Origin of the sequence: Bradyrhizobium canariense (assembly GCF_900105125.1) — a bacterium.
Classification (GTDB): Bacteria; Pseudomonadota; Alphaproteobacteria; order Rhizobiales; family Xanthobacteraceae; genus Bradyrhizobium; species Bradyrhizobium canariense_A.
Genome location: NZ_LT629750.1, coordinates 7,339,631 through 7,365,941, shown reverse-complemented (window position 1 = coordinate 7,365,941; position 26,311 = coordinate 7,339,631). Strand labels below are relative to the sequence as shown.

At 58.4% G+C, this 26,311-nt stretch carries 32 protein-coding genes; 21 read left to right on the top strand and 11 right to left on the bottom strand.

What is annotated here, in order from left to right; genetic code table 11:
• The first annotated feature begins 553 nt into the window (after positions 1-553).
• Positions 554-1,648 (top strand): cell division protein FtsZ, encoded by a 1,095-nt coding sequence (gene ftsZ, locus BLV09_RS34770; RefSeq protein WP_146690626.1) that lies wholly within the window; start codon positions 554-556, stop codon positions 1,646-1,648.
• 229 nt (positions 1,649-1,877) lie between these two features.
• Here ftsZ and BLV09_RS38890 read toward each other — a convergent pair whose 3' ends face one another.
• Positions 1,878-2,537 (bottom strand): Crp/Fnr family transcriptional regulator, encoded by a 660-nt coding sequence (locus tag BLV09_RS38890; protein ID WP_433994458.1) that lies wholly within the window; start codon positions 2,535-2,537, stop codon positions 1,878-1,880.
• A gap of 597 nt (positions 2,538-3,134) precedes the next feature.
• Here BLV09_RS38890 and BLV09_RS34755 point away from each other — a divergent pair.
• Together BLV09_RS34755 and BLV09_RS34750 are read left to right on the top strand one after the other, a co-directional pair.
• Complete coding sequence (locus tag BLV09_RS34755) at positions 3,135-3,797, top strand: hypothetical protein (RefSeq protein WP_167558987.1); 663 nt, start codon at positions 3,135-3,137, stop codon at positions 3,795-3,797.
• Between the two features lie 281 nt (positions 3,798-4,078).
• Entirely contained in the window at positions 4,079-5,443 is a 1,365-nt protein-coding gene (locus BLV09_RS34750) for a tyrosine-type recombinase/integrase (RefSeq protein ID WP_146690623.1), read from the top strand.
• Between the two features lie 169 nt (positions 5,444-5,612).
• Here BLV09_RS34750 and BLV09_RS34745 read toward each other — a convergent pair whose 3' ends face one another.
• Positions 5,613-5,858 carry a hypothetical protein gene (locus BLV09_RS34745; RefSeq protein WP_146690622.1) on the bottom strand — a complete coding sequence of 82 codons (246 nt, stop codon included), beginning with the start codon at positions 5,856-5,858 and terminating at the stop codon, positions 5,613-5,615.
• 784 nt (positions 5,859-6,642) lie between these two features.
• On the opposite strand from BLV09_RS34745, the gene BLV09_RS34740 reads away from it, so the two are divergent.
• The 3 genes from BLV09_RS34740 to BLV09_RS34730 all read left to right on the top strand — a co-directional run bounded on the left by BLV09_RS34740 (position 6,643) and on the right by BLV09_RS34730 (position 7,493).
• Entirely contained in the window at positions 6,643-6,861 is a 219-nt protein-coding gene (locus tag BLV09_RS34740) for a hypothetical protein (RefSeq protein ID WP_146690621.1), read from the top strand.
• A 186-nt stretch (positions 6,862-7,047) separates the two neighbouring features.
• Positions 7,048-7,233 (top strand): hypothetical protein, encoded by a 186-nt coding sequence (locus BLV09_RS34735; protein ID WP_146690620.1) that lies wholly within the window; start codon positions 7,048-7,050, stop codon positions 7,231-7,233.
• A 47-nt stretch (positions 7,234-7,280) separates the two neighbouring features.
• Complete coding sequence (locus tag BLV09_RS34730) at positions 7,281-7,493, top strand: hypothetical protein (protein ID WP_146690619.1); 213 nt, start codon at positions 7,281-7,283, stop codon at positions 7,491-7,493.
• A 313-nt stretch (positions 7,494-7,806) separates the two neighbouring features.
• Here the strand turns inward: BLV09_RS34730 and BLV09_RS34725 are convergent, their stop codons facing one another.
• Positions 7,807-8,163 (bottom strand): hypothetical protein, encoded by a 357-nt coding sequence (locus BLV09_RS34725; protein ID WP_146690618.1) that lies wholly within the window; start codon positions 8,161-8,163, stop codon positions 7,807-7,809.
• 599 nt (positions 8,164-8,762) lie between these two features.
• Here BLV09_RS34725 and BLV09_RS38540 point away from each other — a divergent pair.
• The 6 genes from BLV09_RS38540 to BLV09_RS34670 all read left to right on the top strand — a co-directional run bounded on the left by BLV09_RS38540 (position 8,763) and on the right by BLV09_RS34670 (position 14,299).
• Positions 8,763-8,924, top strand: coding sequence for a DUF3096 domain-containing protein (locus BLV09_RS38540; RefSeq protein ID WP_146690617.1), 162 nt, complete (start codon positions 8,763-8,765; stop codon positions 8,922-8,924).
• Positions 8,925-9,690: 766 nt separating this feature from the next.
• Positions 9,691-9,957, top strand: a complete 267-nt coding sequence (locus tag BLV09_RS34710; protein WP_146690615.1) for a hypothetical protein — start codon at positions 9,691-9,693, stop codon at positions 9,955-9,957.
• A gap of 286 nt (positions 9,958-10,243) precedes the next feature.
• Positions 10,244-10,594, top strand: a complete 351-nt coding sequence (locus BLV09_RS34700) for a hypothetical protein (protein ID WP_174556583.1) — start codon at positions 10,244-10,246, stop codon at positions 10,592-10,594.
• Positions 10,595-11,684: 1,090 nt separating this feature from the next.
• On the top strand, positions 11,685-11,954 hold the full coding sequence (locus BLV09_RS34690) for a hypothetical protein (protein WP_146690613.1): 270 nt from the start codon (positions 11,685-11,687) through the stop codon (positions 11,952-11,954).
• Positions 11,955-12,776: 822 nt separating this feature from the next.
• Complete coding sequence (locus BLV09_RS37625; RefSeq protein ID WP_167558986.1) at positions 12,777-13,148, top strand: hypothetical protein; 372 nt, start codon at positions 12,777-12,779, stop codon at positions 13,146-13,148.
• 926 nt (positions 13,149-14,074) lie between these two features.
• Entirely contained in the window at positions 14,075-14,299 is a 225-nt protein-coding gene (locus BLV09_RS34670; protein WP_146690609.1) for a hypothetical protein, read from the top strand.
• Positions 14,300-14,325: 26 nt separating this feature from the next.
• On the opposite strand, the gene BLV09_RS34665 is transcribed toward BLV09_RS34670, so the two are convergent.
• Entirely contained in the window at positions 14,326-14,616 is a 291-nt protein-coding gene (locus BLV09_RS34665) for a hypothetical protein (RefSeq protein ID WP_146690608.1), read from the bottom strand.
• Between the two features lie 1,465 nt (positions 14,617-16,081).
• On the opposite strand from BLV09_RS34665, the gene BLV09_RS37620 reads away from it, so the two are divergent.
• Together BLV09_RS37620 and BLV09_RS34660 are read left to right on the top strand one after the other, a co-directional pair.
• Positions 16,082-16,603, top strand: a complete 522-nt coding sequence (locus tag BLV09_RS37620; RefSeq protein WP_167558567.1) for a hypothetical protein — start codon at positions 16,082-16,084, stop codon at positions 16,601-16,603.
• Between the two features lie 194 nt (positions 16,604-16,797).
• Positions 16,798-16,989: a hypothetical protein gene (locus BLV09_RS34660; RefSeq protein ID WP_100386626.1), complete on the top strand. Its 192-nt coding sequence runs from the start codon at positions 16,798-16,800 to the stop codon at positions 16,987-16,989.
• 491 nt (positions 16,990-17,480) lie between these two features.
• Here BLV09_RS34660 and BLV09_RS34655 read toward each other — a convergent pair whose 3' ends face one another.
• The 3 genes from BLV09_RS34655 to BLV09_RS34645 all read right to left on the bottom strand — a co-directional run bounded on the left by BLV09_RS34655 (position 17,481) and on the right by BLV09_RS34645 (position 20,377).
• Positions 17,481-17,900: a hypothetical protein gene (locus tag BLV09_RS34655; protein ID WP_100386625.1), complete on the bottom strand. Its 420-nt coding sequence runs from the start codon at positions 17,898-17,900 to the stop codon at positions 17,481-17,483.
• 16 nt (positions 17,901-17,916) lie between these two features.
• A complete protein-coding gene (locus BLV09_RS34650; RefSeq protein WP_100386624.1) occupies positions 17,917-18,138 on the bottom strand; it encodes a hypothetical protein in 222 nt (73 codons plus the stop codon).
• A gap of 2,020 nt (positions 18,139-20,158) precedes the next feature.
• Positions 20,159-20,377, bottom strand: coding sequence for a hypothetical protein (locus BLV09_RS34645; protein WP_157810274.1), 219 nt, complete (start codon positions 20,375-20,377; stop codon positions 20,159-20,161).
• Between the two features lie 510 nt (positions 20,378-20,887).
• Between BLV09_RS34645 and BLV09_RS34640 the strand changes: the two genes are divergently transcribed.
• Positions 20,888-21,073 (top strand): hypothetical protein, encoded by a 186-nt coding sequence (locus BLV09_RS34640; RefSeq protein WP_146687892.1) that lies wholly within the window; start codon positions 20,888-20,890, stop codon positions 21,071-21,073.
• Between the two features lie 76 nt (positions 21,074-21,149).
• Here the strand turns inward: BLV09_RS34640 and BLV09_RS34635 are convergent, their stop codons facing one another.
• Together BLV09_RS34635 and BLV09_RS34630 are read right to left on the bottom strand one after the other, a co-directional pair.
• Complete coding sequence (locus BLV09_RS34635; protein WP_146687893.1) at positions 21,150-21,377, bottom strand: hypothetical protein; 228 nt, start codon at positions 21,375-21,377, stop codon at positions 21,150-21,152.
• Positions 21,378-21,843: 466 nt separating this feature from the next.
• A complete protein-coding gene (locus tag BLV09_RS34630; RefSeq protein WP_100386620.1) occupies positions 21,844-22,047 on the bottom strand; it encodes a hypothetical protein in 204 nt (67 codons plus the stop codon).
• Positions 22,048-22,272: 225 nt separating this feature from the next.
• Here BLV09_RS34630 and BLV09_RS34625 point away from each other — a divergent pair, with 225 nt between their 5' ends.
• Entirely contained in the window at positions 22,273-22,566 is a 294-nt protein-coding gene (locus BLV09_RS34625) for a hypothetical protein (protein WP_100386619.1), read from the top strand.
• 324 nt (positions 22,567-22,890) lie between these two features.
• Positions 22,891-23,091 carry a hypothetical protein gene (locus tag BLV09_RS37615; protein ID WP_100386618.1) on the top strand — a complete coding sequence of 67 codons (201 nt, stop codon included), beginning with the start codon at positions 22,891-22,893 and terminating at the stop codon, positions 23,089-23,091.
• A gap of 79 nt (positions 23,092-23,170) precedes the next feature.
• On the opposite strand, the gene BLV09_RS34620 is transcribed toward BLV09_RS37615, so the two are convergent.
• Entirely contained in the window at positions 23,171-23,596 is a 426-nt protein-coding gene (locus BLV09_RS34620; protein ID WP_146687894.1) for a hypothetical protein, read from the bottom strand.
• A 119-nt stretch (positions 23,597-23,715) separates the two neighbouring features.
• On the opposite strand from BLV09_RS34620, the gene BLV09_RS34615 reads away from it, so the two are divergent.
• From BLV09_RS34615 to BLV09_RS34600, 4 genes are all read left to right on the top strand, one after another.
• On the top strand, positions 23,716-24,264 hold the full coding sequence (locus BLV09_RS34615; protein WP_146687895.1) for a hypothetical protein: 549 nt from the start codon (positions 23,716-23,718) through the stop codon (positions 24,262-24,264).
• A gap of 259 nt (positions 24,265-24,523) precedes the next feature.
• Positions 24,524-24,790 carry a hypothetical protein gene (locus BLV09_RS34610; protein ID WP_100386615.1) on the top strand — a complete coding sequence of 89 codons (267 nt, stop codon included), beginning with the start codon at positions 24,524-24,526 and terminating at the stop codon, positions 24,788-24,790.
• A gap of 95 nt (positions 24,791-24,885) precedes the next feature.
• Positions 24,886-25,305: a GFA family protein gene (locus tag BLV09_RS34605; RefSeq protein ID WP_100387576.1), complete on the top strand. Its 420-nt coding sequence runs from the start codon at positions 24,886-24,888 to the stop codon at positions 25,303-25,305.
• A 170-nt stretch (positions 25,306-25,475) separates the two neighbouring features.
• Positions 25,476-25,658: a hypothetical protein gene (locus BLV09_RS34600; protein ID WP_100386614.1), complete on the top strand. Its 183-nt coding sequence runs from the start codon at positions 25,476-25,478 to the stop codon at positions 25,656-25,658.
• 216 nt (positions 25,659-25,874) lie between these two features.
• Here the strand turns inward: BLV09_RS34600 and BLV09_RS37610 are convergent, their stop codons facing one another.
• Positions 25,875-26,150, bottom strand: a complete 276-nt coding sequence (locus tag BLV09_RS37610) for a hypothetical protein (protein ID WP_167558733.1) — start codon at positions 26,148-26,150, stop codon at positions 25,875-25,877.
• Between the last annotated feature and the right edge of the window lie 161 nt (positions 26,151-26,311).

Genomic DNA, 26,311 nt, shown 5'->3' with positions numbered 1-26,311 from the left:
TGAAGTTGAATTTACGCGTGGAAGTTCTTTCGCGATTTGGTCGATGCGAAAATCAATTGTACCGACAGCCTCTGTTCGGAAGCAGGCAATAGAGAAAACAGTTCTGCGCATCCCTGGCTCATCAACGTTTTCATACAACCTCGACCCGGACCGGACATTCCTTTGCCGACCCGTTCGCGCGGAGCGGACTGCACAGATTGGCTCGGCGAGCCCGCCACGCCGGCGCGCCTTCGAGGCAAAGTCGGATGGTCTGACGCATCCCGGCCGGGCACGCTCAAGTGGCAGATCGCCGCTTGCACGTTAACAATCTATTAACCAACGCGGCCTAGCCTGCTGCCATCGCCCGGTCATCATCAGCCGATTACCGCTCGGTTCGTTCCAGGAGAACAGCCGATGTCTGTTGACACGCTCTAAGTGTGCGCCTGAAAACTCTCGCCGCTGGCCGCTCGTTTGATTGCCAAGCGACTCCGGTTGCCGCGCTCAGATTCAGAGCAAAGCGTGGCAATCCGTGTCCTCTCATTCCCCAGCTCGCCGGAGCAATCGTGAGGCAAAAATGAGCAATATTCCCGATATTCGCGAGATGAAGGCGCGCATTATCGTGTTTGGGGTCGGCGGCGCCGGTGGCAATGCCGTCAACAACATGATCGCGTCCGGGCTGCAAGGTGTCGACTTCATCGTCGCCAATACCGACGCACAGGCGCTCACCATGTCGAAGGCCAAGCGTATCATCCAGATGGGTACCCAGGTGACCGCAGGGCTTGGCGCCGGGTCGCAGCCCGAAGTGGGGCGCGCCGCAGCCGAAGAGGTAATCAATGCGATCCGCGATCATTTGACCGGCGCGCACATGGTGTTCGTTACTGCCGGCATGGGCGGCGGTACGGGCACCGGGGCAGCCCCCATCATCGCCAAGACCGCGCGTGAGCTTGGCATTCTCACCATCGGTGTCGTCACTAAGCCATTCCACTTCGAGGGCCAGCGCCGCATGCGCCTTGCCGAGGCCGGCATCGTGGAACTGCTGAAGGTGGTGGACACCTTGCTGATCATCCCAAACCAGAACCTGTTCAGGGTGGCCAACGAGAGGACCACATTCGCTAATGCCTTCGCCTTGGCCGATCAGGTGCTTTATTCGGGTGTGGCCTGCATTAGCGACCTTATAGTCAAGGAAGGTCTGATCAATCTCGATTTTGCCGATGTTCTCGCCGTAATGCGCGAGAAGGGCAAGGCCATGATGGGCAGGGGCGAGGCTTCTGGCGAGAACCGCGTGCTGACCGCCGCTTTGGCCGCGATTTCCAATCCATTAATCGAGGACCCTTCAATCAAGCGCGCCAGTGGCCTCATAATCTCCATCACTGGCGGCAAGGACCTGATGTTATTCGAGGTCGACGAAGCTGCTACCCGCATTCGCGAAGAGGCCGACCAGGACGCCAACATCATCATCGGCGCATCCTTCGATGAAAGCCTGGAGGGCATTGTCCGCGTCTCGGTGGTGGCGACCGGCATCGATAATCTCGGCCCCGCGCTCCAGACGCAACCAGCGGAAAGCTCACTCACAGAACTCGCCGGCAGGCTGGGCAGCGACGGCCGCCACATCGCCGACCGGATCGAGCGTAGTGCACCGCTGACCGACTCGCACCGCATCCGCGCTTAGGTCGGTTCACGCAATAAGGGAGGCGATTACCGGTATCGACTTCGGCTGATCCGCGACCATGGACAGCCAAAACGCTCTGACCAACCGGCGTGCAAACGCTCGCCGCCGAAATCTTGACCCCCGATGTCGATGCCAGGAACCAGCGATCACGGTTGGTATGCCGGACGCGATCAGCAGCCTACGCTTCAAGACAACGAGCAGCGAGTCGGTTGCTTACCGCGTGATCAATCTAGGATGCGTTCGTCGTATCGCCCACGATCCTGTCGAAGGTACTGCGGTCCGTGATTTTCAGATGTCGCCGGTCGCGGTTCCTGATGATGCCGCGCGTCGTCAAGCTCCGGAACGCTCTGCTCACGGCCTCAAGCGACATTCCAAGATATTCACCGATATCCGACCGTTTCATCGGGAGATATATCTCGGCCGTGCGTTCGCCTCTGGCAGCCCGAAGGTTTTCCAACAGCTGAAGGAACATCGCGACCCTGGAAATGGCTCGTTTCCGGGCAAGGAGAAACGCATGACGCTGTGTCTCACGCAGCTCGTGAATGAGCTTGCAGATGACATGGAACTCAAGGTCGGCGTCCTTCGCAAGCCGGCGCCGTAAGGTGGATACCGGGAATCGATACGCCGCCACCGGCGTTATCGCTTTGATGGAATTTGCGTACCGTCCTTCTTCGGATAACCCGAACATATCATCTGGAAACAAGAACGCAGTGATATGTTCACTCCGATCGGGAGCCGTCTTATATGCCTTCACGACTCCGCTAATGATATTGAATACAGCATCAGCGCGCTGGCCCTCACGATAGATTTCCTCGCCTTTGTCGAATCGGACAATCGACGCGAGAACAGCCAGTCGAGCGCGTTCTTCCTCGCTAAGCAACTGATGCATTTTCCCTGCCGAGGGAGCCCACGGGTCGCTGCCGCGAATGGCCGGACCGTGATTATTCGTTGAGATTTTCGCCCTAGCCATTTTCGCCTCAGATCGCCCCGGACGATCAATTATACCGTCACGCTCAACAACATTTTTGCGCAATAAAATCACCCGGAAGTTTGATCCTGATCAAACTTTCAATGCAGCCTTCTCTGGCCCACTCAAGTGAGCGACGCTAAATTTTCCGGGTTCGACTTACAACCTCTGGACTGCTTCCATGAGCGCTTCCGCACGAATGATTATGGAGCTCAACATCAGGCACTACCGGGGGTTATTGAGGACCGAAACAGATACGTCAAAGCGGCAGATTATTTCGAAGTTGCTCGCCGAAGAGGAGGCTCAGCTGGCGGAGCTGCAGACACGAACGGACAAGCATCGATAATTTGGGCGATCACGGCTCGAATTCCAGCCACTCACGCCAATGCGTAGGATCGACAAAAACCGGTTTTCCCGTTGTGGCGTTCACCCATCCGCTTTCTGTTCGCCGGCAGGGGAAAACGAGGGTATGCACCTCATCGTTCTCGTGCACACTGAGTTGCAGATTGCGCTCTGGCGGTGCGGTCGATATCGGATGCCAATCGCGCATTTTTGCGCTCTTTCGCTACTGCTATTGCGCCCAAAGCTTGTGAGACAATACAGGAAGAATCCATCGTCGATTTGCGCTTGATCAAAAACTCCCTGATTTCGTTACCGGCCCATCGGAAACTGCGGCCTGATGATGAGGGAACCTCGACGCGCGACGCCGCACTGGATAATAGCGTCTGTGTCGTTCACCCCAAAACTGGCGAGGAAGCTTGGTGGCCGCTTTTCGATGAAACGGGTCAGGAGCTATTTCCGGAATTGATGCCAGAATTGGACGCCATCAAAGAGCGCACTGTAAGCGGGCTCATCTTCCGACGCGATCATGGCCATCGTCGCGGTCGTGCCCCCATGCCCTGGATGACGCCACGCCGCGGGCTCGACTATCTACGGGCCACTGTGAAGCGCATCATTCGCGCGGCCGGGCTGCGCGACGAACTGTCGTTTACGTCCTTTCGCCACGGTGGTTTTACGGAAGGCGCGGACTCAGATCTTTCTGATGCTGAGTTCCGCGCTGCGGGGCGACACCGGCCGGCGCGGCACCTACCCACCTATGCTAAGCGAACCCTTAAGCAGCTAGTCTCGGGCGTGCAAAAGCGTCGCGCGGAGCCAACAAAACCAGCCGGTTTGTCGGAATAGCGGACCGTAATTTGTCGGAATAGAAGCCGCGAACCCGGCTAAGTACTTGAAAGCTTGGTGGGCGCACCAGGGCTCGAACCTGGGACCCGATGATTAAGAGTTTAAAACTAGCGCTTCGCCGCACTTTCCAAATGCACGATGCGCTACGACAGCTTTCAACAAGTCCTTTGTTTTATCGGTGTTTCTCGCATAGCTTCGCGCTTCCTCGAACACAAACCTTCGAACTGCTCGATCAGCCAAGACCGTTTAAAAACCGTTTTAGCGACCGCGGGACTCTGCTCATGACTGACATTCGGATTTCTCTGACTGACAAGACGATTGCTCAGTTGCCCGCCCCAAAGGACGGCTGGTACCTCGCGCGTGACACCGAACTGAAGGGCTTCTTCGTCGTCATCGGAAAACGAAAAAGGACGTTCGCCGTCCAAGGCGACCTCAGGCGAGGAGGCAAGCGCGCCTCATCCATCAGGGTCTCCGTTGGCGGTGTCACCGAGATATCAACACGAGCTGCGCGCGCAATCGCCAAGGAATATTTAGCTCTAATCAGCCAGGGACGACATCCGAAGGACGAGAAACAAACCGATGCACCTAGCGGCAACCCAAACAACGGAAGTGATGGCCTTAAGGCAAGTATCACCCTCAGGCAGGCTTGGCAGCGATATCTGGAGGCGCATCTTATCCGGAAGGGCCGGAGCGAACACACGATCAGCGGCTATCGGGACCACGTCGAACGGATCTTTGCCGAATGGCTCGACACGTCCCTCCATGAGCTCGGAATGGACCCCGCTCGGGTGGCAAGGAAGCACGACGACATCACAAAAGGAAACGGCCCATATATGGCAAATGGCAGCATGCGAACTTTGCGCGCTGTCTACAATCATGCCCGGAAAACCAACAAGTCGTTGCCACGCGACAATCCCGCCGATGCAGTCGACTGGAATGAGGAAGAGCGCCGAGACACCGGAATGGGATCGGCCGATTTAAAGCGCTGGTTCCTGGAGCTGGCTGCCCTCGACAATCCGGTTCGTCGAGAATTCCACCTCTTAACACTGCTATGTGGCTCTCGGCCCACTGCGCTGCAGCAGATACAGCCTGATCATATCGATTTTCGGCGACGCACGCTACACATCCCCAAACCGAAGGGCGGCAAGAAGAAAGCTTTCGACATTCCCCTCTCTCGCGAGATGATTTTGTGCCTCATCCGAGCAATTCGGTTCGGCAAGCAATTCTATCCACTGCAGGGCCTCGAATGGGTCTTCCCGGCGGACAGTGACTCCGGGCACTTGTCGGAAACAAAGGAAGACCGTGAAATATTGTCGAAATGGGGCAATGACCTTCGTCAAACCTTTCGCACGATTGCAACAGCAGCCGGCGTTTCGGAAATTGATGCGAAGCTTCTGATGAACCACGCGATCCCTGGGGTGAACGCGGGCTACATCACACGACACAAGCTTCTCGAAGATCATCTGCGCAGCCAGCAGCAATCAATCAGCAGCGCTGTCTTTGTGGCCTTGGGTCCTTCGATTGCAGAAATTCAAGCTTTGCATGATTGGCTCGGCCGTGGCGCAACCCGACGAGCTATTCTGAATGTACAGGTCAAGCCAGCCAATTGCGATCCGGAGCACGTAACGATACGACAAGCTGCCTGAACCAGCAGCGTTCGAGCTGATGTCCTGCGTCCCGAACGCAGTGAACATCTCGAGCGGGAAGTTTGGCACTGGTTGTCACATCGTTTCGCCCGCGATCTCCTAGGCGCTTATTCTTTGCTTTGGAAGCGGTGTAGATGTCCATGCTGGCTCTCGGTCGCAAGCGCCCTTATTACGCCAGCTCGGCAAGCAAGGCATTGGCCTGCTTCAACTCCAACGTATCAAAGCCCTCGGTGAACCACCCGTAGACCGGAGCGAGAAGTCCTCGGGCCTGATCCAACTTCCCTTGATCACGCCACGGCCGTGCGATGCTCATTGCCGCGTGCAGCTCCCAGGACTTTGCCTGCTGCGCCCGCGCCACCGCCAAAGCTCGGTCAAAACAGACTTGTGCTTCAGCGGCATCCCGATCCGGCGACATCAGCGCTATTTCCCCGGCAGTCCTGTGGATCCCGGCCGCGAGGTGAGCACATCGTGTTATCGGCAACGCCTAGCGAGAACCGGCGAGCCCGCTGAGCCTCATTCATCGCAGATATACTTTTCAGACCGCCCGCAGCGTTTGCATCGGAACGTGATGAAGTCTGGCTTAGTTTCCCTGACCTCGTGCCCAGCTACCATCATGAGCGTGCCGCAGTCCAGGCACGCCGGATCCTCTCCGGTGTCCAAAGGATAAAGCAGGAATTCCTGGTCGCTGGGCATAGCGTCCTCTCGCCGAGGCCTAACTTCCAACCCGAGCGTTGGTTGTCGATGGCCTAGAATATCATTTGAATTACGGAATGGTTTCAAAGCCGAGGTCGACAGGCGCCCGGCAAACCGGATGCGCCAAAGTGAGCCGCCGCCGATGCGCTGCTCACGACGAGATAGGCGAAGCCGAAAGGCTGATTTGCACAAAATCCACCCCCCTCCCCGGGGACGCGCTTGCACGCGGCTGCCGTTTCCCTAAGTTCGGAACCGGCAATCCTGGAAGAAAGTGAGATGATCGGTCCCCGCCCCGCAGTTCCACCCGTGGACGCCCGACGACGATCGCAAGCTGACGGCGATGATCGAGGCGGGCGTGGATAAGCCGCAGATCGCCCGGAAACTAAAGCGCACCGTCGCTGCAATAATTTCTCGACGGGGTAAATTGCGCCAGCTGGGGCGGCGACAGCCGAGACGTAAGACCTAAGACCTAAGACGCCATGCCTGTGCCGAAAGAGGTAAGTGAGATGAACCGCCTGCAGAAGTTCGTCGAACAGGGCGCCGGGCAAAAGCCCGGCCGCACCGCTTACGCCCTAAGCGCGTCGGCACTGCCGGAACCCGGACGCGGGCTCGATTGGCGGCCAGTGAGCGGCTTCAGCGCAGCGGACGCAGCATTGAAAGAGCCAGGCCTGAAATCGGTTTTTGAAGAGGCTATCAAGCGTGGCTATGCCGTTGAGCCGAGATGACCCCGCGCCAACACAGCGATAGCATTTAGTGCGGCACGACCTAGTCGCGGCGATCGCTCGCGGAGCCTCGATGAGTCTAAGAGAGATAGAGCGCAATAAGCCGCTGACATCAACAACCAGAAAATCCGAAAAAACAAAATGCCAGCTCGCGCTAACCATCTTCCAACTCATGTCGAGCGCACCGCCTTGCAGAAGCTGCGAACGGGCGGCGAGTTGTCGGGAAAAAATCTCGAGCCGACGAGCCACCGGATGATCCTCAAAATGACGGCGAAGGGCTGGGTTGAACGTGGTAGCGCGAGCGGCCGCTATCGCATCACCCCGGCTGGCGAAGCGGCCCTTCGCGCGCAGCTTCCCGTCGGTGGAAGGATGTAATGGGATGGAAGTCGCGCTAACCTGTTCTTCCGGCATGGAGGATCTGCGTGCACAAGCAAAAGAAACCGGCGGCTGAGCTGGAAGAAATCGTGAAGCAAAGGATCGGCGCCGGCGATTTTAAGGTGACCGTTCATCGCAATCCGGAGACGGGATGGCACGCCACGATTTACGGGCGGCAGCCAGCCGAGGTTCACCGGTGCCAGATCATGGCGGAGACCGTCGTCGCGGAGTTGTGCCAGCATTACGACTTGGCCGATTAGATCAGGGTGCCGATGGGCAGAAGCCCCGGTTGAGTGTCGGCTTGCCCATCTCCGAGGCAAGTAGGAGCTGAGATGGCGCGGCGCGCCGGGTTAACCCTAAGAATGTCTTTCGATTGTCGATAAAATTTTATCGGCTATCGGCGTAACGAACCGCTCAATCAGAGGCCAGGAAAGACGGCGCGCAACTTCACGGCCTCGCCGAAATCACAGCGATGGAACCGGTCACGAGCCGGCAGTTGCGGAAATGAGCCGCCCGGTGACCGCCCGGACGGCTCTTTCTACATGAGCACCGTGGCCGCCGGTATCGCGCTTATCACTTCGAATGCGGATTGGTGCGGGCTGACGGCCCAATTGAATCGGATGCTGACAGGGTGCTTTGAATCGGCTGGAGACCGAAGCTGCTCCGATAAGCGAAAGTAAGAACGTGTGGCGCAAGTGGCACATACCCGACAGTGCTCGTTCCATCGTTCGTCACAAAATACTGGACGGCCGCATAGACTGCGAACAGAACGCCCGCAACGATGACCGTGCCCCAAATCAGGGCTTTGCCCCAGTCCATCATGTCGCCATCGCATGCAGATCGCCGCGTGACCTTGCCCATGCAGCAGCTAGAAGCTTTCGATTGTGTGGTCAGCATCAACGCCGAAACAACAATTATCGCGACAAACATGGGGTCGCTCCCTAATCAATACAAAAAGAAAAAATAACTCCAAGTAAACGAGCTAATTAGTTACAAGAATTATGGCCGAAAAACGCCGCTCCACGAACGTCGCGTGCTCCGTGCTAATGTTCCAGGAACAGGGAACCAAAGCGGGGTACATTTGATGACCCGCGTACGGGCGGCCTCACAACCAATCCGGGCGGTCAATTCAAGGGCAGCTTCCTGACTCCAGGAAGGCCGCTGGTGAGGGTCTGGCCCCAGGGTTTCTGGCGTGACCGAACCAAGCCTAGCGCATAGGGCGATTCCTGACAGCGCTCTGTGACGTAATTGGCGCCGATCCAAGATCCGATATTAGGAATCCGTTAAATCACGCCTGCAACAATCCAAACTATGAGAGTAGTTCTGACCATTGCGGTTGCTCTCCTCATACTCAATTTTGCGGATGAGCATTTCTTCGACGCCCAATATACCCGGGCGGCTGTAGCCATGGTCGCTCAAATTGCTGGATCGTTCGGCTAGGCGCCGCCCTCGGGAATAAGCCGCCGCTGGGTTGAGATAGCGATGGGTGACCACGAGGTGAAACATCCGAATCGGCTATAATCTCCGGGATGCAACTCCCTCCCGCGACCCACTACCTACTTCCGATCGCTTCCTTTGCCGCGGGAGTATTTCTGCTGGTTGCGCCTCGGGCCATGAGCTTCGCGGTCGCCGTCTATCTGATCTTCGTCGGCATCTTAGGACTGAACGGGATATTTCACCTGGTTAAATAGGATGACGCGGCACCCAAGCCCCACCTCAGTCAGCTGAGCCTTCGAATAACGCCGGCTCGCATCATTGCACGAAAAAGCTCAGCATCACCCGCGCTGATTATCTCCTCGCCGAGTGGGTAGTGATCGCAGCCAACCGCTATGAAGGACAAAAGTGCTGCGACCGGGCCATTCGGACCCGCGCCTGCTTCCCATTCGGCGATCGTGTCCGGACCGGTTTCCGGAGGGAGGCCGCAAAGCTTGGCCATATCGGCAACGCTCAGGGGGCGGCCGATCGCTTCGCCAAGATCCTCACGCAGCTGCTTGAGCTCAGGGCCCGTCACGGCCGCCTCCGCCTACGAAAAAGCCGCCGCCATGTCCGCAGCGGCGGCTTTTCCGACTCATACCATGACCGCCAGAAGGTCACGACGACGATGCGTTCGGGTAGTTAATGTCGCGAGGGGTCCGTTAACTGTCTTGAGCCGCCAGAGCCCAAAGGCGGCGTGGCTGGCGCCAGTTGAAAGGCGGGCTGCGCTCGTTCTGACGCCGACCGTAGTCCAGCGCGGCCTCGCGAACGCCCAGAACTCACAGGCGAGGCCGCGTTTTAGCGCCTTGAAAACCTCGGCGCCGTTGCCAGCTAATCCATGGGTCGCGCATTGCGCCCCCTCATGCGGCGCGGCCTGGCCCCGCCGGTGCACCCCACGAGCCACGAAGCCGGCCGGGCTCATAGGCCTACGTTTGCTGCCCGCGGTGCAGAAGAGTGTCGGGCAAAGGCGAAAGGTCGGGACGAATGAGCAGCCCCCGTAGTCAACTGGCGACAGCCGCCCTTGATACATTACACGGCGCGCGCGGCCTTCCTCCCACGGAGGCAGCCGTCAAGCTCCACGAATTCTTGGAGTCGATAAGCACATCCCTACCCGAAGGCGACCGCCTTGCTGATGCGTCGGCCGCGCTGAAAACACTGGTGGGCAAGCTGGAAACAGAGGGTTCGGCAACCGACGACGATTGGGAACATGCAATTGAGACGATGCTCAGCTTTGCAAACGAGGCAAGTTAAGCTCAAGGGGCGAGTGAGCCGTCCGATCGAACAGGGGCTGAAGGCGAAGGGTAAATGAGCAGATCCGGGGGCCCGGAGAGGCCATTGAACGACGACCAAAGCCCGCTGATAGATCTCTTGAGCTGCATTGTGTGCAAACATACAATGAGGATCGAGAAAAGCGTTCCCGACGCTGACGGTAATGACATCGTTCAGTATCGTTGCGGACAGTGCGAAAGAATTGAGCGGGTGAGACTCTTCCGCCGAAGTCGAGATGCGGCGGGCTGAAGGCGAAAGGGACGTGACAATGAGGGCTCTGGTCGTTCTCGTCGCTATCTTCTTTTCTACAAATGCCTTCGCGAAGGGAGCGCCCAGGGCCCAAACAGAAATGGATAAGTTGCGAGATTGCCTCACGATAGAAGACGGATCGAAGGAACGTCTCGATTGCTATAATGGCATCGTGCCGCCAGACCCGAAACCAAAACCGCCAGTTGCAAAGGTCGTCGCGGACTGCAAGTTCCTGAAAGAGGAGGACGAGCGTTTTCAATCGCTTTTTGGTGCAGCCAGCGCGGTCAGCGCCTCCGAAAGCTGCTCGAAAGGCCGCTCCGAAAGCTCAACCGTCAAAGTCACCCGCCGGAGAAGCGCCCGGGGGATCTGAACAGAACGAAGCCACTCCCCTGGCCAGAAACAGTAGAACTGGGCAACGCGAAGAAGTGGCCGGAGCGCGACCTGCAGGAAGGCCGTGGACGCCCGACGAAGATCGGCGATTGCAGGACATGTTGAAGTCGGGGATGAAGGCCGCTGAGATCGCCTGGAAATTGAAGCGCACTGTCGCCGCCGTTCACTCGCGGAAAACCGTTCTGAAGGCGAAGTCAAAGGCCTGATTTGCGAAATTTTCAACGGAGCATCCGGCAAAAAGCTCCGTGGTCAACCAAAGGCATCAAGGCTAATTGCGATTGGCGACTGCAAGGTGAAGAAATGACCGAGCAGGAACAAGGAACGGCTGAGCAATACCCCAGAGGCTGGGATGATCGATGCATTGGCGTATGCGACGCGCCTCAGCCAAAGCTAACAGCGTGGCAGCCGTCTGCAAGATCAACAGCGAGCTTGGCGCAGCGAACGATGCATAGACCTTCATCCCGGAGAGGATCGCATTAGCCGGTCACGCGAATTCGAAGATCCCATCCCGCTTCCCCGCGGTCGCCAGCTCGTCACCCTCAAGGACGCCGCCCGATATATCCAAAAGCTAAAGAAAGCCGAGCGGGACACCGAAGAGTGGCAGACGGCAGGTCACGTCTTGATCGAAGCGGCCGAAGGGCGGGACTCCCTGATGCACGCGCGGATAGGCGTCATGCGGGCGCTGAACCGGCACATCGAGCGGGTATCTACGGGCGGCGACTCGCGGAGCCGCAGGACGAGGCACAACGCAAGCTGCTCTTGAAGCTCATCGCGGAGGAGGAGGCGAACGGTCCTATTCTCCGGTCCCTGGGTCCCGGAAACGGCCCCAGCAAAGGGACGCTTGGCTGAGGCCGTCATTCCGTCGGATGAGAGAGCCGTGGAGACGAGCGTAGTTAGTGCGAAGGGCGTGCATCATTCATCGCTTATGACACAGCCGATCCAAACATTAGGTCAATGCAGGCTGATTTTCGTCGATACGTCGTGCGGTTGGTGGGCGCCGGTGAGGAACTGACTCCCCCGAAGGTGGTTTCTCGCCGGAGCGCCCTTGGGTTTTCTGGTAGGAGGCTGTTTTGGATCCCGAGCTTGCCGTGGCGCGATTGATCCTTGAGCTGCTCGCCAGATCGCGTCTCAGCAAAGACGACCCCCTGCTCAGGCAGGCTATCGAGCTGGCTCGTGAGCCGCTGTCCGTCTTACCGCGCGACTCCATCCGCGCCGAGCTCTCCTCTGCGATCGAAACCTTGCAGAACGTCATTCAGGACGGTGCCGATGTCGACCTCATCGAGCAATGGCACGCATACGCCATGTCGTTGGCCGAAAGGTTCATCGCTTCCCGAAGTTAGAGCGGCCCCGGCGCTGCCGATGGGATCGTTGACGCCAGGACCGCCGACGGCGGCAGGGCTTGGAGGTTCGACGCCGCCGTCAGCAAAGGCTACGGCGGTGCGCCGCGTATCGTTCCCAGACGGGCGCGTCACGCCGACTTTTTGAGCAGCATAGCGGCGGAACAGAACACGCTGTGCGGAGTCGATTTAGCGCCTCCGGCGTTTTGGATGCCCCGTCTATTGGCCGGACGGTACCCGCGTGCGACGATCCCGGTGTGAGTGCTCCGCCGGGATCGTTGTCGCATCGGTGCCGGCGACACCGCCGAAGCGTTGCGAGGCCAAACGAAACGGCCCCAGCTTTGGGCTGAGGCCGTCTGGAAGGCGTCTTGTGCTGCCTTCGGCAGTTCTGACGATACATTAAATTACAAACCTGGGGCCGGTTCCAGGCGAATCTGGTGGTAGCGTTGCGGCAAGACGCTCGCCTTCACCCAAGGGGAGCATCGACTCCTGATTTAACCTGCCCCGCCCCCTTCATCCCATCGGGCGGGGCATTTTTGTGCAGGCCGAAATCGAGCACCGCATCGCCGCCGGCGAGGTTGTCAGCGCCGCCGAGAGATGACCGCCAAGTAGGAACGCAACTGCCAACGAATGCAGCGGCGCCTCTCGCACATATCTGCTGAGGATGTCCAGCGGCATGCCAGGGTGCCGGCCGGCTCGATCGCCTCGCTCCGTCGACCCCGCCCGAACACGCTTGAAACTATCTCGCACGACGAGAGTCATAATGCTGGGAGCGACCTATTGTGCGGAGTTACGACGATGTTGCGAAAAACGCTGATAGCTCTGTTGGCAGTTGTCTTAATTGGCCTTTCGCCGACCGGCGCCTCGGCACGTGGTGGCTTCGGCGGCTTTGGCGGCCACGGTTTTGGCGGCGGTGGTTGGCACGGAGGCGGCTGGGGCCATAGAGGCTTCGGAGGCTGGGGCGTGGGACCGGGCGTGTTGGCTGGTGCCATCATCGGTGGCGCGATCGCGAGCAGCGCTTACGGCTATTATGGCGCCCCGGACGACGGCGGCTATTACTCCGGCTACAGCTACGATCCGGCATACGTCGGCTACAGTCCCTATTACGATTACGGTCCCAGGCAAGTAATCCAGGAACCCGGGGAAGCTCGGTTCTACAGACCTTACGGATACGGCTGGCGGCCTTGGGGCTATTAGACGCTGTGTGGCGATGGGTGGCGGCTAAGCCGGGCCGACGCACGGGCGACTCCGCGTGACTCGGCATCGCCGTATGCGCCGGGAACGATCCGGCCGCGTTCCCTGGCGCAAAAATCCCGTCGGATTGCTAGCTTACGCGCCGCGACTTTGCTTCGGGCTGAGCCCCCCGCTTCCAGGGCCGCGGTCTTGAATTCTTTCGGCGTGAGCCCCGCTAGAGCGGCAAGCCGCGGCTTTGTCATCCGGGCGCGGAGGTCTGGTGACTGGTGCGGGTGTTTGGATAAGAACTCGACGGTCGTCCAAACGAAAACGTCCCTAACTTCAGTTGCTACGGCGTCCATTTGAGACCCCCTCGCGTCTGTGATTCGTTCGAATTATACCACTGTCCCTACCCTCGCCATGCCAGCAGTCCGGCCTTCGCGCCTCGAAGCGCTCGGCATCGTCGCCAATTGTTCGGTGGGCCGCGCATTGGGCCTCCGCGCGGTCTGGCCCGGCCGGTCACCCCAGCAATCTCCAGCCGGCCGGGCTCATAGACCTATGTCCGGCGTACGCGGTGAGACGGCACGCCCGATATTGGCGGAGAGCCCCCCTGCACGACCGCGATGGTGTGACCAGATTTCCACACCGGCGGAAAATCAGCTCTATCCTTATTCGGAACACAGTGGTGCCCACCGCCGTTCGCACGACTTTGGGAAACTGTTCAGCGCTTGAGGGCGTCAAATCATCGAAAACCCGGAGTTGTTATGAGTAAAAAGATACCCCTGGACGTTCAAAGACGGTGCGAGCTGCGATGGGCCGCTCGATTTTCCCGGCCGACGAAATTGGTCGCACCTCGAAACCAGCGGTCGGAGAGGGAGAGCCAGCAGATCCCCGGGCCTGACAAGAGCAAAAGAAAAAACCCGCCGGGTTGAGGCGGCGGAGGGGATGGGATGAAATACGAGAATTTCACGGGCACAGGCCTTCGGATGATGCATGACGCAGTTCACAAGGCGATCGCTGCAGATTCAGTAGCGATGAAGCGCGGCGAGCCGCTGCCTTGCAGAACCAGCGATACGAAGGATTGGCGTGATCACGCCGAGGGACTGGAAGACGAGATGGCCCGTCGCAACGTGCCGTTTATTCCGGTTCGCTTTCTCGATATGTCGGGGCGATGAAGCGCGGGACCGAAGCCCCGCGCCGATCAGCCGAGCCTTCGAATAATGCCGGCCCGCATCATTGCACGAAAAAGCTCAGCATCACCCGCGCTGATTATCTCCTCGCCGAGTGGGTAGTGATCGCAGCCAACCGCTATGAAGGACAAAAGTGCCGCGACCGGGCCATTCGGACCCGCGCCGGCTTCCCATTCGGCGATCGTGTCCGGACCGGTTTCCGGAGGGAGGCCGCAAAGCTTGGCCATATCGGCAACGCTCAGGGGGCGGCCGATCGCTTCGCCAAGATCCTCACGCAGCTGCTTGAGCTCAGGGCCCGTCACGGCCGCCTCCGCCTACGAAAAAGCCGCCGCCATGTCCGCAGCGGCGGCTTTTCCGACTCATACCATGACCGCCAGAAGGTCACGACGACGATGCGTTCGGGTAGTTAATGTCTCGAGGGGTGCATCAACTGTCTTGAGCCGCCAGAGCCCAAATGGGATTCGAACGCTGTTCGAGTCGAAGCGAGCTCCGAGCTAGTTGGCTACGCCCTTCGTCTGCAGGCAGCATTGCGGACTATATTTTAGAGGTCATCAAAAGAAGAACCCGCCGGCTGGGGCGGGTTCTATTTTCGCTCGGTTGATGAGCCGGTGTGGCTTGTTGGCGGCGATCGGCTTCGGCAGAAATTGCAGAGCTTCACTGTCTCGCCCCGGAAGTAGTGAATGGCTCGATTGGGGAGCTATTCCTCACGAAATGCCGCCATCCTGGCGGTGGCCACGGAGGTCACCGCTGGGCAAGTCGGCGCCTTCAAGCCCGATCGTAGTTCGAAGCCCGCCGGTTACCCGGCGGGTTTTTCTTTACCCAAAACAAACGGCCCCAGCATAGGGACACGCTGAGGCCGTCCTGGGGGTAATCTGTGCCGGGATTTGAAGTCGGCACCTGTATAAACTCCCCGTGATAGCGTGGTTCCTATTTGATGGGCGCCCTATGGGGGTATTTGCTCCCAGTCGGACTCTCGCCCGTTGCGCGTGGCGTTGTAGTCCCTTCAAGTTGCTTCTTGCCCTGCCCGTGGCCTCGGGTGGGGCTTTTTCTTTGAACCTTTGCCGCTCGCTCAGACAGATAGCTACCGGTGGATTGCACTGTCCGGACCCAACAAATGCCACTGAGCATTATTCGGCTTGATGGCTTCTGAAATCATACTTGCGATCAGCCCGGCCAGCATGCCGGGCTTTCGCGTTAGTGGCCTACTTTTGAATCTGCGCGGGCTCGTGCTGCGGGTGGCTACAGCATGTTCCAGAATTAACTCGCCGTTGCGGCATTCAGCTTAACGAGCGAGGTTTATTGCCGGCCAACGCAGAAATTATACGCTGTACGCGGATGTCTATCTAACCTCTGCAGAGTACAATGCTTCCTCGCCTGCAAAAGTACGTTTGGCGGATACGGGATCACGCGATGCCCGACGGTCCAGCATTCTTCCTAGTCGCGGTGGTCACGGTTTTGCTTATCGTGAATGGACTTATTTTCCTGCTGCGATGACTAGGAGCTTGTCAGCCCATATCGCCGGGAGAGAGCGCTCGAAATGACAGTAGTCGGCGCCATCCTCATTATTGCAGCCTCTTTTGCTTGTGGTTTTGCGTCAGGCTTTGCAGTAAGGGCCCGGCAATCGCGCTTGCGCCGCATAAGGACGCACTCGGAACAATCTATCGGCGAAAGTAACGAGGGCGACGGCAGCCGCAGCCTCTTTCCTGAAATTTACCGGCATCAATTCGTTCGACCGCCCGAGATGAGCGCTCTAACTAGGACTTTGGCTTGATCCCGCGCAGCCTTCTGATCCGCCGCGGACACGTCGGGTATTGCGGCTGTGTCGAGCATGTTTTCGGCTGCGCCGGTGCTCTCCCGCTTAGCTTCATCGCGATCGTCGCATCCTCCGATATACAGATTGATCAGAAGCGAAAGCAGCGTCTGGGTAGCGATCTGTCCTGCGGCCATCGATGCGAACGGACTGGCCGACGAATAAAATCCATCGCCTTTGGGTGCTCTTTCGCGCGCGCCGTATCATTTTCGGCGTCCGGCGGATGCCATCATGTTGAAGTCCCAGTATCCGGTGCCGGCCTCACTATAGAGGCGGTCGAGGAGCGCAGCGTTGCCGTCATTATAAAGGCGGGCGTCCAGGCAAACAGTGTCGAATTTGCTGAACTGCCGAAATTGCACAGTGACATATTCGCGAATGCGCCGTCGGATGTCGGTCGGCCGGGCGGAGGAGAAGCAGCGGACAATTGCGCGCGTTTATCATCTCCTGGCCAAGGAAGCGGCGTACGCGCCGAATCTTGATGGGCGATTTCCGTGCAGCTTAGAAACTTGAGCGCCAACTACGTTAACGCCTTGTATGTCCCGACTGCTATGCTGGGCCTCCCAGCATGTTCGGTTCCCAGCTCCCTCATAAAGCTTAACGCACGAGTTCGATTGCAGCACGCCGCGATGGCGCTATCGTTTGCTCAGCGGTCACTGATATTTGGAGGTGATCTATGGCTGACAAAACGTCAAAAGATCTCGCGCTCACGCCAGCGCAGCGAGAGGCTGGTAAGGCTTTTCACGGAGCCAGTACCAAGAAGCCAAAAACGGAATACGACAAAGCCCAGGAAGCCTTCCGAAAAAACTACGAACGATTAAGGGCTGAGCGTTTGGAAAGGGACGCCGCGAAATCAAAAGAAAAGTAGTGGGTTGGATAGATCGGACTTTCGCATCTTTTGTTCTCGTAAATCCTTTCGTTGGCGGAGGGTATTTCTGAAGTGCATTCGCCGTGCGCGAAAACGCCGCCCGGTGCCGCGGTAGTGTGATCGGCTTCACACGCGCCGGACGTGGGCTGAGTTAGTAAGACGAGGACCGGAACAACGCCCTCTTTGGTGCGCTGCTCGCCATTCATAAAAGGGTGCGAAGCATGGCAATGTCAGACCATCCTCAATGCCCTGAATGCGACAGTGTAATGATTCTTGCTCCTAGGCCGCTGATGCGGATTTTTGGCGACGTCCGCGCATTGGAGTGTCCTACGTGCCATTACATGTTGCTCTCGGTATATTCGTTCCAGTCGACGGCACTAGAGCCAGCGATCGTCTTGAGGCTTGACGCTGCGGAGTAGGCTATTCTGCCAACAAGTCATAGGAGCCAAACAGGATCATCGGCACCTGCGAAAAAGGTCACGCCCCTGGTATCAGCGAGTATGTACATGGGGCTGGGTTTCCCTTGGCGCGAACTTGTTCGCCACGGTCAGTGCGGCGCGCTCGTTGGTCTCCAGCGCGATCTTCTGTGCCAGCATCACATCGCCTGGGACGATATAATATGCATCGGGAACCAGACACCAGCAAACCAAGGGCCGGCCGCGATCGTCGAGTTGCTGTATGTTCATCGCGGAGCCGTAGAGGATACGATAACGCTTTCCGCTATCGCAGCCGATGACGTCGAAATATTTTTCTGCCTCGAATTGCGCTCGTTGCTCAGGCGATAGCCATTCGCTCAAAAGCTTTAGGCCCCGAGCTTCGCTAAGGTCTTCACCCAGAAATCCTTGGAACCACTCGCGCAATTTTTGGACGCGCGAGCGACCGTCGGCTTGGGATCGTAGAAAGCCGAACATGACAAGCGGACGGCGATTAGCCGCCGACCAAACGAGGAAAGAATAATGTTTCCTCAGCGGTCGGATCGAACGTCCGCTTTATGGCGACTTCGCCGGAAGTGGAGCGAACTGCTGCCGTAAAGCCGACACGCGTCAGTTCCTTGAAGCGCTCCTCGGCCCTGAACAGCGCCTCGGCATCCGCCGTATCGAAACTGTGCCGTGTATCTCCGGTGTGATCCATGACGATCTGGGTTGCCATGCCAAGCTCCTAGGTTGCCAAGCCCCAAGCTGACAAAGCAATGTTCATGCCGTGCAAGCGTTCCATTTCACCCATTTAGGTTCGCTATCGCTTACCGTGGACACCGTTAAGGTGGCGCGATCTCTTGCATCCGCTTGGCGATGCGCACGGGAATACCGTGGCCGATCATACTGGCCATGGAACGAGTTTGTTCCCGAAGCCGTTGATTTGGTGGGAACTTCATTCCTTGACTAGTGAAGGGGGAGAAAGCATGCCGAAGAAGCGTATCACGGCACCGATGGAAGTTCAGCCGTGTAGAGAAATGCGCCAACCCCGATGGCCACGTTATCCGCCAATAAATCGAAAACCTCCGCTCGCCACGATCCACCGTCGCCCAAAGCAAGGCTGAAATCACAAGACGAAGCGCACGGGCGAAACAGCGTGGCGACAAATCGACTCTATTGGCGAGCGCAATGAACCCCGCTCAGCCCAGTATGGTTTGTGGTGACATCCGGGCAAGGGCGCCATAAGCTCAGATCGCCCCCAAAGTTGATAACGACCACCATTGCCGGAGTTTGTCGATGAAACATCGTGGCATCTCATACTCGGTAATTGAAATGATTTTCCCGCGCAGCTGGAAATGGACCGTAGGCAAAAACAAGACAATCACGGTCGGTGTTTGCACCTCGAGAGTAGATGCGATCCGGCAGGCTCGAACGTTCATCGACGCGGTAGTAGACTGGACTTAAGTCCGCTGTTGAAACGTCGACGCGATTTCACATGCACGCTTGCAGGGACCCGACAAACAAACATTTGGAGTGCGTCGTTGACGACAGTGGTCGCGGGTACGAAATATGCCGCGGTGCTCATTATGCTCGGATTCCATGATCGCTCCTGAAGCGTCCGTCCTGAAATCCGACGGCGAGATCGATTACCTCTGGAGTTGCGACTCTTGCGGCCAAGGCTTCGTGACGCGGGCGCGGACTTTTGCACTGGCCTGATTGCCGGCATACTGCGGGCGATCTTTTTGTTATTGCGCCGCCACGCGGTAGCGGCGCCCATGCGCGTTCGCGTGTTGGGCTAGCGAATGCCGGGGCGCCATTGGAACGCATCCAAGGACGCGACGTGAGCCTGGATGCGATCTGCCAAGCCCGATGCTGCGATGCCGTGATGGGTGAAAGCCACTGGCCTAAAATTAATTGTCGTTCCAGTTGACTCCATTTCGATGCGGCATAGCCTCGCCAACGGATCGCGAGCCAGGGCTTCCCACGCCAGCAGAGCCAGAGCGGGTCGCTCCCGTCAGCGCCAGTCGAAGTGGGCCGGTTCCACGCGATAGGTGCACCAGAACGGCGCTGGTAACAGCGCCGTTTCTGTTTGGCACGGCTGAGGGCGCTCAGCGCTGGCGCTTCCCTCGGAAGAAGATTATCACCAGCGCGACAGCTGGAATGGCCATTAGCGCACCCACGCGAATCTCTTCGCGGGGGATCCCGCCATACATGTGAACGGCGTGGCGCAGTGCAGCCGCGGTGATCGCAGCTCCGATTAGAAACGCGAGAACGTATCTGAATCGCAGATTAAGCGAGTCCATTTTGCTGGCCGCTCCCCGCCAAAAGCCCCGAGTAATGCTCGATTTCTTTCTGGCACTATCAAGAGTTTTCGATTCTGCGGCCCGCCATTCTTCAGCGCACGCGATCGCGCAATTCGGACAACGCGCGACCATGGCAGTGCCACTAAATCTAAATTTTACAACGACGATTTCGAACGGATACCGGCAATGCGAACAACCAGGGTCTTCACTGAGGCTCATCGACACCGTCCAAGCTGGCTACCAAAACCAGAAAGCCTGATCTCTTTTCTTCCCAATTATGTCCTTTTTCCTGTTCCGTCGCTAACCTGTGATAGCGAGAGGGATTATAGCGGCTATGCCGCCATCCGCTGGGCTGGCTGATCGGCCTGGCGCTGGGGCCAACAAGTACATGATCTATTGCGGCGGCATGTTCGCCGGAGCCGCTGCTGAAGTGACGGCATGTCCCCCGCCCTCCTATGGATCCGGCGGGAGCGCGATACCCTCAATGAGCCGTCGTGTTCCTTCAACTTTTTTGCGCTCTGCGAAGATGATCTCATCGTTTTCAATCTCGTCGGCCATCATTTGAAACTCGTCGCCCATCCGAAACAGAGTCACCCGTAAATCTGGGTCGGTGCTATCGCGAGCGCGGCGGCGGCATCGGTCGGCTTGCCGTCTGAAATAGCGTTGGTCCATCATCACCTCCCGCATTGACCGCGGTAGTTTGCCGCCATTACGTTGGCGCTCGCAATTCGCTCCAGAGCCAGCCTCTTGTCTCAATGGATTTCATGGGGTCAATAAGATCAACGACGCCATGATAAACCAGATCGCAAGCGGGGCATTCGAATGTTCGAATGCCAAAGCCGGAGGGGCCGGGGGCGACGCGTGCCAGTTCGGTTGCTGCTTGGCATTGGGGGCAACGCGGGCGTCGATATAGGATCATGGTACGCGCCTTTAAAATCAGGCGGGAGCATACAGGACTCTCAGTCACCGGTATTTCTGCCGAGAGGGAGCGGTGATGGAGGCAGTGTTTCACGTCCCTTCCCCAACATAGTGTTCAAAACAGCTCACCTCTCGAAATCGTTAACAGGAAAACTGGAGGCAATGCGGTCGAGCCGCATTGCTGGCTGAGATCGAATACAGGGCGAAGTCGGCGGAGGGAAAGGTGCGGGTTCTCTTTTGAGGGAATTGCCTGCATAATGCGGCATGGCAAAAGCAAAAGTGACCTTCAAGGTTATCCGCGACGCTGACGATGACTGGAAAATCCAAGCAGATTATCCCGGCGCCGATTCCCGCGAAATTGCCGGATTAACGAGCAAGGCGGACGCCGACGACTGGATGAACGGAGACCGCAAAATCGCCTGGCTCCGCTCTCAGGGTTACGCTAAGTGACCCGGTAGCTTTCCAACGTATCGCGCTTCCGTTTCGCCCGGGCAGGCATCTCGCCGGCGCTGGGATCAAACCCGGTTCAAGTTTCGGCGGCGTCGGGTGAGTTCCGCTTCTGTCGTGCCTCTTCGTGGACTTTCTTCATTAACGTCTGAAGCGGGCTCCAGCAGATCTCGCATAAGTCCCGTTTGTCATCCGGCATGAGCTGCCTGCCATCGCTGGCGCCGCTGACGCTGACATGCGCCCACCCCAAATTGTCGTCCGCTTCGCGAAAGCAGCAATCACAGATGAACGTGGTTTTCGCACCCATGGAGCTCTCCAGCTATCGGTTAGGGTACCGGTCGAATGAAAGGATCATCATTGGGGACACCATAAGCTGGCAAGCGACCATTTAAAGTGAAAAGCCGCGGGCATTTTCGCGCACGGCGCGTCGCCCTGCCTGCGATACGCTTGAACCAGACCGGACAGCTATGCGCTGTTTCAATGTCGGACATCGCGTACGCAAGACGTTCGGTCCTTACGGCCTGCTTTCGGAAGAAACTTAGTTTCCTTGATCATCGTTTGTCCTCGGAGCCGCTACCAAGGCGTCAACGCAAACGCGCTTTGATCCTCCTAGGCCCCCTGCTCTTTCCGTTCTTTCCTATTCAGTGGATTGTCTTGGGGCTCTTGCCAAGAAAGTAAGGCCGCCTCGGTGGCAATCAAGGCACATTCATGGCCGGCAGCGGAGCGCGGGAGGCCGCCTGTTGCCGCCTGCATTGGCGGATGAATCACGACGTCTAGTTGAACATCGTCTTGACCGCCTGCCAGAACGATAGGCCTTCCTGGTGTTGATGCTCAGCGGTTGGCGCCGGCTGAATGGCGCTCACGGGATCGATCAAACCTGCTTCCAATCGCGCATGCTTCTCCAGGTCCAGCCTTTCGGCCTCGCGGCGATCCGACTTACGCTTGTCGACCGGAGTGAGATTGGGTCTCTGAGCCATTGCTTACCCTGCCCCTTTTTCCGTGACCGAAGCCAACGGGTCCCAGGTTGAGTTAGTTCCGTGGCGCTCCAAAAAAGAAAAGCTCTTGAGCTCACCTTTCCTCGTCCGGATGTATCCTAGGCCACGAAACCATTTTCCGTGGCCGACGAAGCTGCCCTGAAACAAAGGCGCCCTACCAACTGGTCCGGGCCCGCTTGAATCTCTGTTCTGTTGAGGAGTTGCGTTGTGTCATGGGATAGCCGTTTTGCCGAACCCATCGAGCTGCCCAGCGGCGTTAGCCTGGCGTCGTTGCGCGACGCTATTGTGCACCTCGTTAACACTGTCCCTTCATCCGAACGCGGCACGCCGGTCGTCCTCACGGCCGCGGAGCTGATAACAAGCGCGGCCGAACGTGGCGACCCGATCGAGTTCGCGCGCATCGCAACCCTCCGGGCAGTCAATCGCCACGCCGTGCGCGAGTTCAATCCCGATTCGCAAAGACCCGCACTGGGACAGCGTAAGTTGGCGCGGGAGCGGTAGCCGGTGGCTCCGGCCGACCAGCTCGCAGCTGCGCGCAAGGTTTTCGTCGTTATGAAGAAGGACGGCTCAGAAGCCGCCGCGGTCGTGATTGGCGCTGAGGGTGTGAAGCCGCCGATGTAACGACGCGACGGGGAAGGGCGTCGGTCATGCAGCGAAGAACCACCGCACCCAGCGCAATCAAGAGCGTGAGAAGTTTACGCATAGCATCTTTCCTGTTCGGTTTGAAAACGCAGACGCAACCAACACGCGGGTAATTTTAATTAATCTTTAACCTTCGGGGATTCTCATGGTCTGGGGGTGATCCGTGACGAACCGAGGTGTGCAATGGACGGCATTTCCTGGAGAGATCTGGACACGAACGAGCAGCGCGCCATTGCAACGCTGGCGCTTGGAATTTCGTCGGACTTCTGCGACCCCGTTGCTCTCCTAACTTTGAGGAGGATAGGCCTCATCAGGGGATCTCGACTGACGCTGGAAGCAGAGCAATTGCTGTCAGTGGCAGTCCGGCGTGAGTTCGCTGCGTAAGCGGTCATGGGCACGCACTCGCATCGTGCGGTCGCAACCGCGCACGGGCGGCGCTGAGATCGGCGACCATCCCCGGCCTTCAGCTATGTTTGCGGCCCTGTTTTTGTCCGCCGCTGACGATCGTTAGCGAGGGCTGATCAACGGGCTGAGGAGGTGGCGCCACCAGCCTTGGCGTGAGCCGTGAGACGTTGCCGAAACGCTGATTGGCGCGGTCAACCGGCGTGCGGAGTGCAAGCGTGCGGGCGGCCGCGACGTCATCCTCGATCAGCAGAATGTTCAGGCCGAGCACGCCGAGCATCGATTCCAAGGCGTATGGCCACATCTTCTTGTTTTTGCGGTCAGGCTCACCACCGTCCTTGCCTAGCAATTTTCCAGCGTACCCCACCGGCAATCCCCCGAGCCGATCTATCTCCAATCGAGAGACGCCGAGCTCGTCCGCGCGCGCCCGGTACGTTTCCACCAACGTTCGATAATCGGTGATCAGCCGGCCAAGGTTGGAGCCCATTTAAATCAACGCTCCGGCGACGCTGTTGCGGGCCGAAGCTTTGCGCGCAAGTCGGCGAAGCTCACGACCTTGGAGGTGGCTTCCTCCGCGGCCTGCCGGCGACAGGCATCGGCCAGGGATTGAAACGGCTCGCCGATCAGCATCGCGTCGGTGGCTTCGTCTCTCCGCTGGAGGCATCTCAGAGGCGGCGGCTCCGGCGGTTGCCGCGGCCGTCGTTTGGCACCAGGCCGTTCGCGGGGCAGCACGTTGTGCCGCCTGCGGCCAGTTCTGACGACACAGGAAAGCCGTGGACGCCCGATGAAGATCGTCGACTGCAGGACATGTTGAAGTCTGGGATGAAGGCCGCTGAGATTGCTCGGAAAGCCACGCGCTTCTCGCCGATCCTCAACGCGCAGACGATGGGCGCGACCGGCGGCGAGCTGACGGATATCAACACCGTGGCGGAAACCGCCTCGCACGCGCACACCAACAGCCAGATTCAGAGACAGAGTTCGACAATTGGAGGCTTCTTGTATCGCGGTACGGTCAATGGCGGCAACTTTGCTCTTGAGATCGATAGCGCCACAACCGGCATCACCATCAACAACGTGAACGCGAACGCCGGTGGAGGACGGCCACACAACAACCAGCCACCTACGATCGTTATGAATTTCATCCTCAAACGGTGACGGAACCGTAGTCTAGCGCGGCCTCGCGAACGCCCGCAACTCACAAGCGAGGCCGCGTTTTCGGGCCTCCCGCCGTTGCGCCTTGACGGGCCCGGCCATCGTCGCCAACTCATCCAAAGGGCCGCGCACGCGCCCCTAATGCCGCGCGGCCCGGCCGGTGCACCCCACAAGCACGAAGCCGACGGGGCTCGTGGCCTATGTTTGCTGCCCGCGGCGCCCACGAATTTCGAGGGTGTTAGGCGAGGAAAGGTCGGGACCAATGAACAGCCCCCGTAGCCAACTGGCGACAGCCGCCCTTGATACGTTACACGGCGCGCGCGGCCTTCCTCCCGCGGAGGCAGCTATCAAGCTTCACGAATTCTTGGAGTCGATAAGCACGTCCCTGCCCGAAGGCGACCGCCTCGCTGATGCGTCGGCGGCGTTGAAAACACTGGTGGGCAAGCTGGAAACAGAGGGTTCCGCAACCGACGACGATTGGGAACATGCAATTGAGACGATGCTCAGCTGTGCAAATGAGGCAAGTTAATCTCAAAGGGCCGTAGTGCCTCATTTTGAAATTTTGGTAAGTCGAATACTTCGCGGTAAGCTTTGCTTGCTCAGAAGCAATTGGAGAATTTTTCGATGGCTGACGCTCGATGCAGCTGCGGTGCAGTCACGCTCTCGCTTCCAAAAGAACCATCCAAGCTAGTCGTTGCTTGTCACTGCATCGACTGCCAACGCCGAACCGGCGCGCCGTTCGGTGTAGGCGCTTATTACCCCGCTAATGTTGTCACCATCTCAGGAACATCAAAAGAGTTCACGCATGCCGCCGCAAGCGGCGGGAAAATCCATAACTATTTTTGTCCACAGTGCGGCTCAACGGTCTGCTGGAAACTCAGCAATCTGCCCGCGCTGATCGCCGTTGCAGTCGGCGCGATGGCAGAACCAAAATACCCAGCCCCCGTCATATCGGTTTTCGAACAGTCGAAACATGATTGGGTTCAAATTGATGGTGCCGTGGAGCACTTCCGGCAAAGCAGCCTCCCAAAAAATTCAACCTGAGACACCACCCCAAGGGCGTGTGCCCACCCGGTCGCGCTGGGGCTGAAAGCGAAAAGTGAGAGATTGCGCGAAAGAGTCCTTGCGATGAGACACCGGCGCCATCGCTTATCCATGCGGGACCGACTGCGTCACCGTCGCCGCCTAGTCGAGCTCGGGCTCAAGGTGAAGAAATGACCGAGCAGGAACAGTTGATCCGGGAGATCAGGGAACGGCTTAGCAATACCCCAAAGGCTGGCATGATCGATTCATTGGCGTATGCGACGCGCCTTAGCCAAAGCTACTCGATCTCAGTCGAGGAAATCCGCGAGATCGTTGTCCGAGAAGCCGATGCCGCCGGGATCACCCACGTGTGAATCCAAGACTGAGCTCGAGTTAGGCCGTTCTTGAAATCCATCCCTTTTCGGGCCGCTTTGGCGCGCGCCCAGGAAGATGCACGGCCGGGGATTTGCCCAGGGAGTTTATTAAATGGACAACGAACAGCTTCGAAGCACGGCCTATCACGAGGCCGGCCACGCAATCGTCGGATGGGCCCTTAAATTGCAAATGCGGTGGAGCGGGATTATCGCGGCTCACATGCCGCCGCCACCGCCGCCACCGCCGCCACTTCTGGAATTTTCGTATGTATAATCTTTGGATCCACTGGGCGCATAGCCGAACGCTCCCGGATAGCCCATCAAGCCCTTCGCGTGCATTGCATGCCTCGGAGCGTAGCCGGAGACGACCCGAGGGTGCTTCTTGGAGGTGTGATGCTGCTGGTCCGGTTTGCCTGATACATTCTTGGCAAGCACGGCCGGAGCGGCGGCGATAAGAACGGCGGCAGAAAGTGCGATGATCACTGTCTTCATTTTTCGTCCTCCGTCGTTTGAATAATAAACCCCAACGCCCTTCGGTTAACTGGCCACATCACGCGATGGTGAAGCTGAAGTGCTTGTGGCGGTCCGCTAGCGCCGGACGCTGCCCTTGCTTCCTACGAGCAGCAGCTCGATCTGCTGCCTAGCCACACAAT

Bases quoted from the DNA above. Each gene is read 5' to 3' on its own strand.
- BLV09_RS34640 (WP_146687892.1), top strand. From the start codon at position 20,888: ATGGCAAAAGCAAAAGTGACCTTCAAGGTTATCCGCGACGCTGACGAT.
- BLV09_RS34650 (WP_100386624.1), bottom strand. From the start codon at position 18,138: ATGGCAACCCAGATCGTCATGGATCACACCGGAGATACACGGCACAGT.
- BLV09_RS34750 (WP_146690623.1), top strand. From the start codon at position 4,079: ATGACTGACATTCGGATTTCTCTGACTGACAAGACGATTGCTCAGTTG.
- BLV09_RS34610 (WP_100386615.1), top strand. From the start codon at position 24,524: ATGAACAGCCCCCGTAGCCAACTGGCGACAGCCGCCCTTGATACGTTA.
- BLV09_RS34600 (WP_100386614.1), top strand. From the start codon at position 25,476: ATGACCGAGCAGGAACAGTTGATCCGGGAGATCAGGGAACGGCTTAGC.
- BLV09_RS34630 (WP_100386620.1), bottom strand. From the start codon at position 22,047: ATGGCTCAGAGACCCAATCTCACTCCGGTCGACAAGCGTAAGTCGGAT.
- BLV09_RS34700 (WP_174556583.1), top strand. From the start codon at position 10,244: ATGAGGGCTCTGGTCGTTCTCGTCGCTATCTTCTTTTCTACAAATGCC.
- BLV09_RS34620 (WP_146687894.1), bottom strand. From the start codon at position 23,596: ATGGGCTCCAACCTTGGCCGGCTGATCACCGATTATCGAACGTTGGTG.
- BLV09_RS34710 (WP_146690615.1), top strand. From the start codon at position 9,691: ATGAGCAGCCCCCGTAGTCAACTGGCGACAGCCGCCCTTGATACATTA.
- BLV09_RS37615 (WP_100386618.1), top strand. From the start codon at position 22,891: ATGGACGGCATTTCCTGGAGAGATCTGGACACGAACGAGCAGCGCGCC.
- BLV09_RS38540 (WP_146690617.1), top strand. From the start codon at position 8,763: ATGCAACTCCCTCCCGCGACCCACTACCTACTTCCGATCGCTTCCTTT.
- BLV09_RS34745 (WP_146690622.1), bottom strand. From the start codon at position 5,858: ATGTCGCCGGATCGGGATGCCGCTGAAGCACAAGTCTGTTTTGACCGA.
- BLV09_RS34605 (WP_100387576.1), top strand. From the start codon at position 24,886: ATGGCTGACGCTCGATGCAGCTGCGGTGCAGTCACGCTCTCGCTTCCA.
- BLV09_RS38890 (WP_433994458.1), bottom strand. From the start codon at position 2,537: ATGCATCAGTTGCTTAGCGAGGAAGAACGCGCTCGACTGGCTGTTCTC.
- BLV09_RS34725 (WP_146690618.1), bottom strand. From the start codon at position 8,163: ATGTTTGTCGCGATAATTGTTGTTTCGGCGTTGATGCTGACCACACAA.
- BLV09_RS34740 (WP_146690621.1), top strand. From the start codon at position 6,643: ATGAACCGCCTGCAGAAGTTCGTCGAACAGGGCGCCGGGCAAAAGCCC.
- ftsZ (WP_146690626.1), top strand. From the start codon at position 554: ATGAGCAATATTCCCGATATTCGCGAGATGAAGGCGCGCATTATCGTG.
- BLV09_RS37610 (WP_167558733.1), bottom strand. From the start codon at position 26,150: ATGAAGACAGTGATCATCGCACTTTCTGCCGCCGTTCTTATCGCCGCC.
- BLV09_RS34660 (WP_100386626.1), top strand. From the start codon at position 16,798: ATGGCTGACAAAACGTCAAAAGATCTCGCGCTCACGCCAGCGCAGCGA.
- BLV09_RS34670 (WP_146690609.1), top strand. From the start codon at position 14,075: ATGAAATACGAGAATTTCACGGGCACAGGCCTTCGGATGATGCATGAC.
- BLV09_RS34655 (WP_100386625.1), bottom strand. From the start codon at position 17,900: ATGTTCGGCTTTCTACGATCCCAAGCCGACGGTCGCTCGCGCGTCCAA.
- BLV09_RS34645 (WP_157810274.1), bottom strand. From the start codon at position 20,377: ATGGACCAACGCTATTTCAGACGGCAAGCCGACCGATGCCGCCGCCGC.
- BLV09_RS34635 (WP_146687893.1), bottom strand. From the start codon at position 21,377: ATGGGTGCGAAAACCACGTTCATCTGTGATTGCTGCTTTCGCGAAGCG.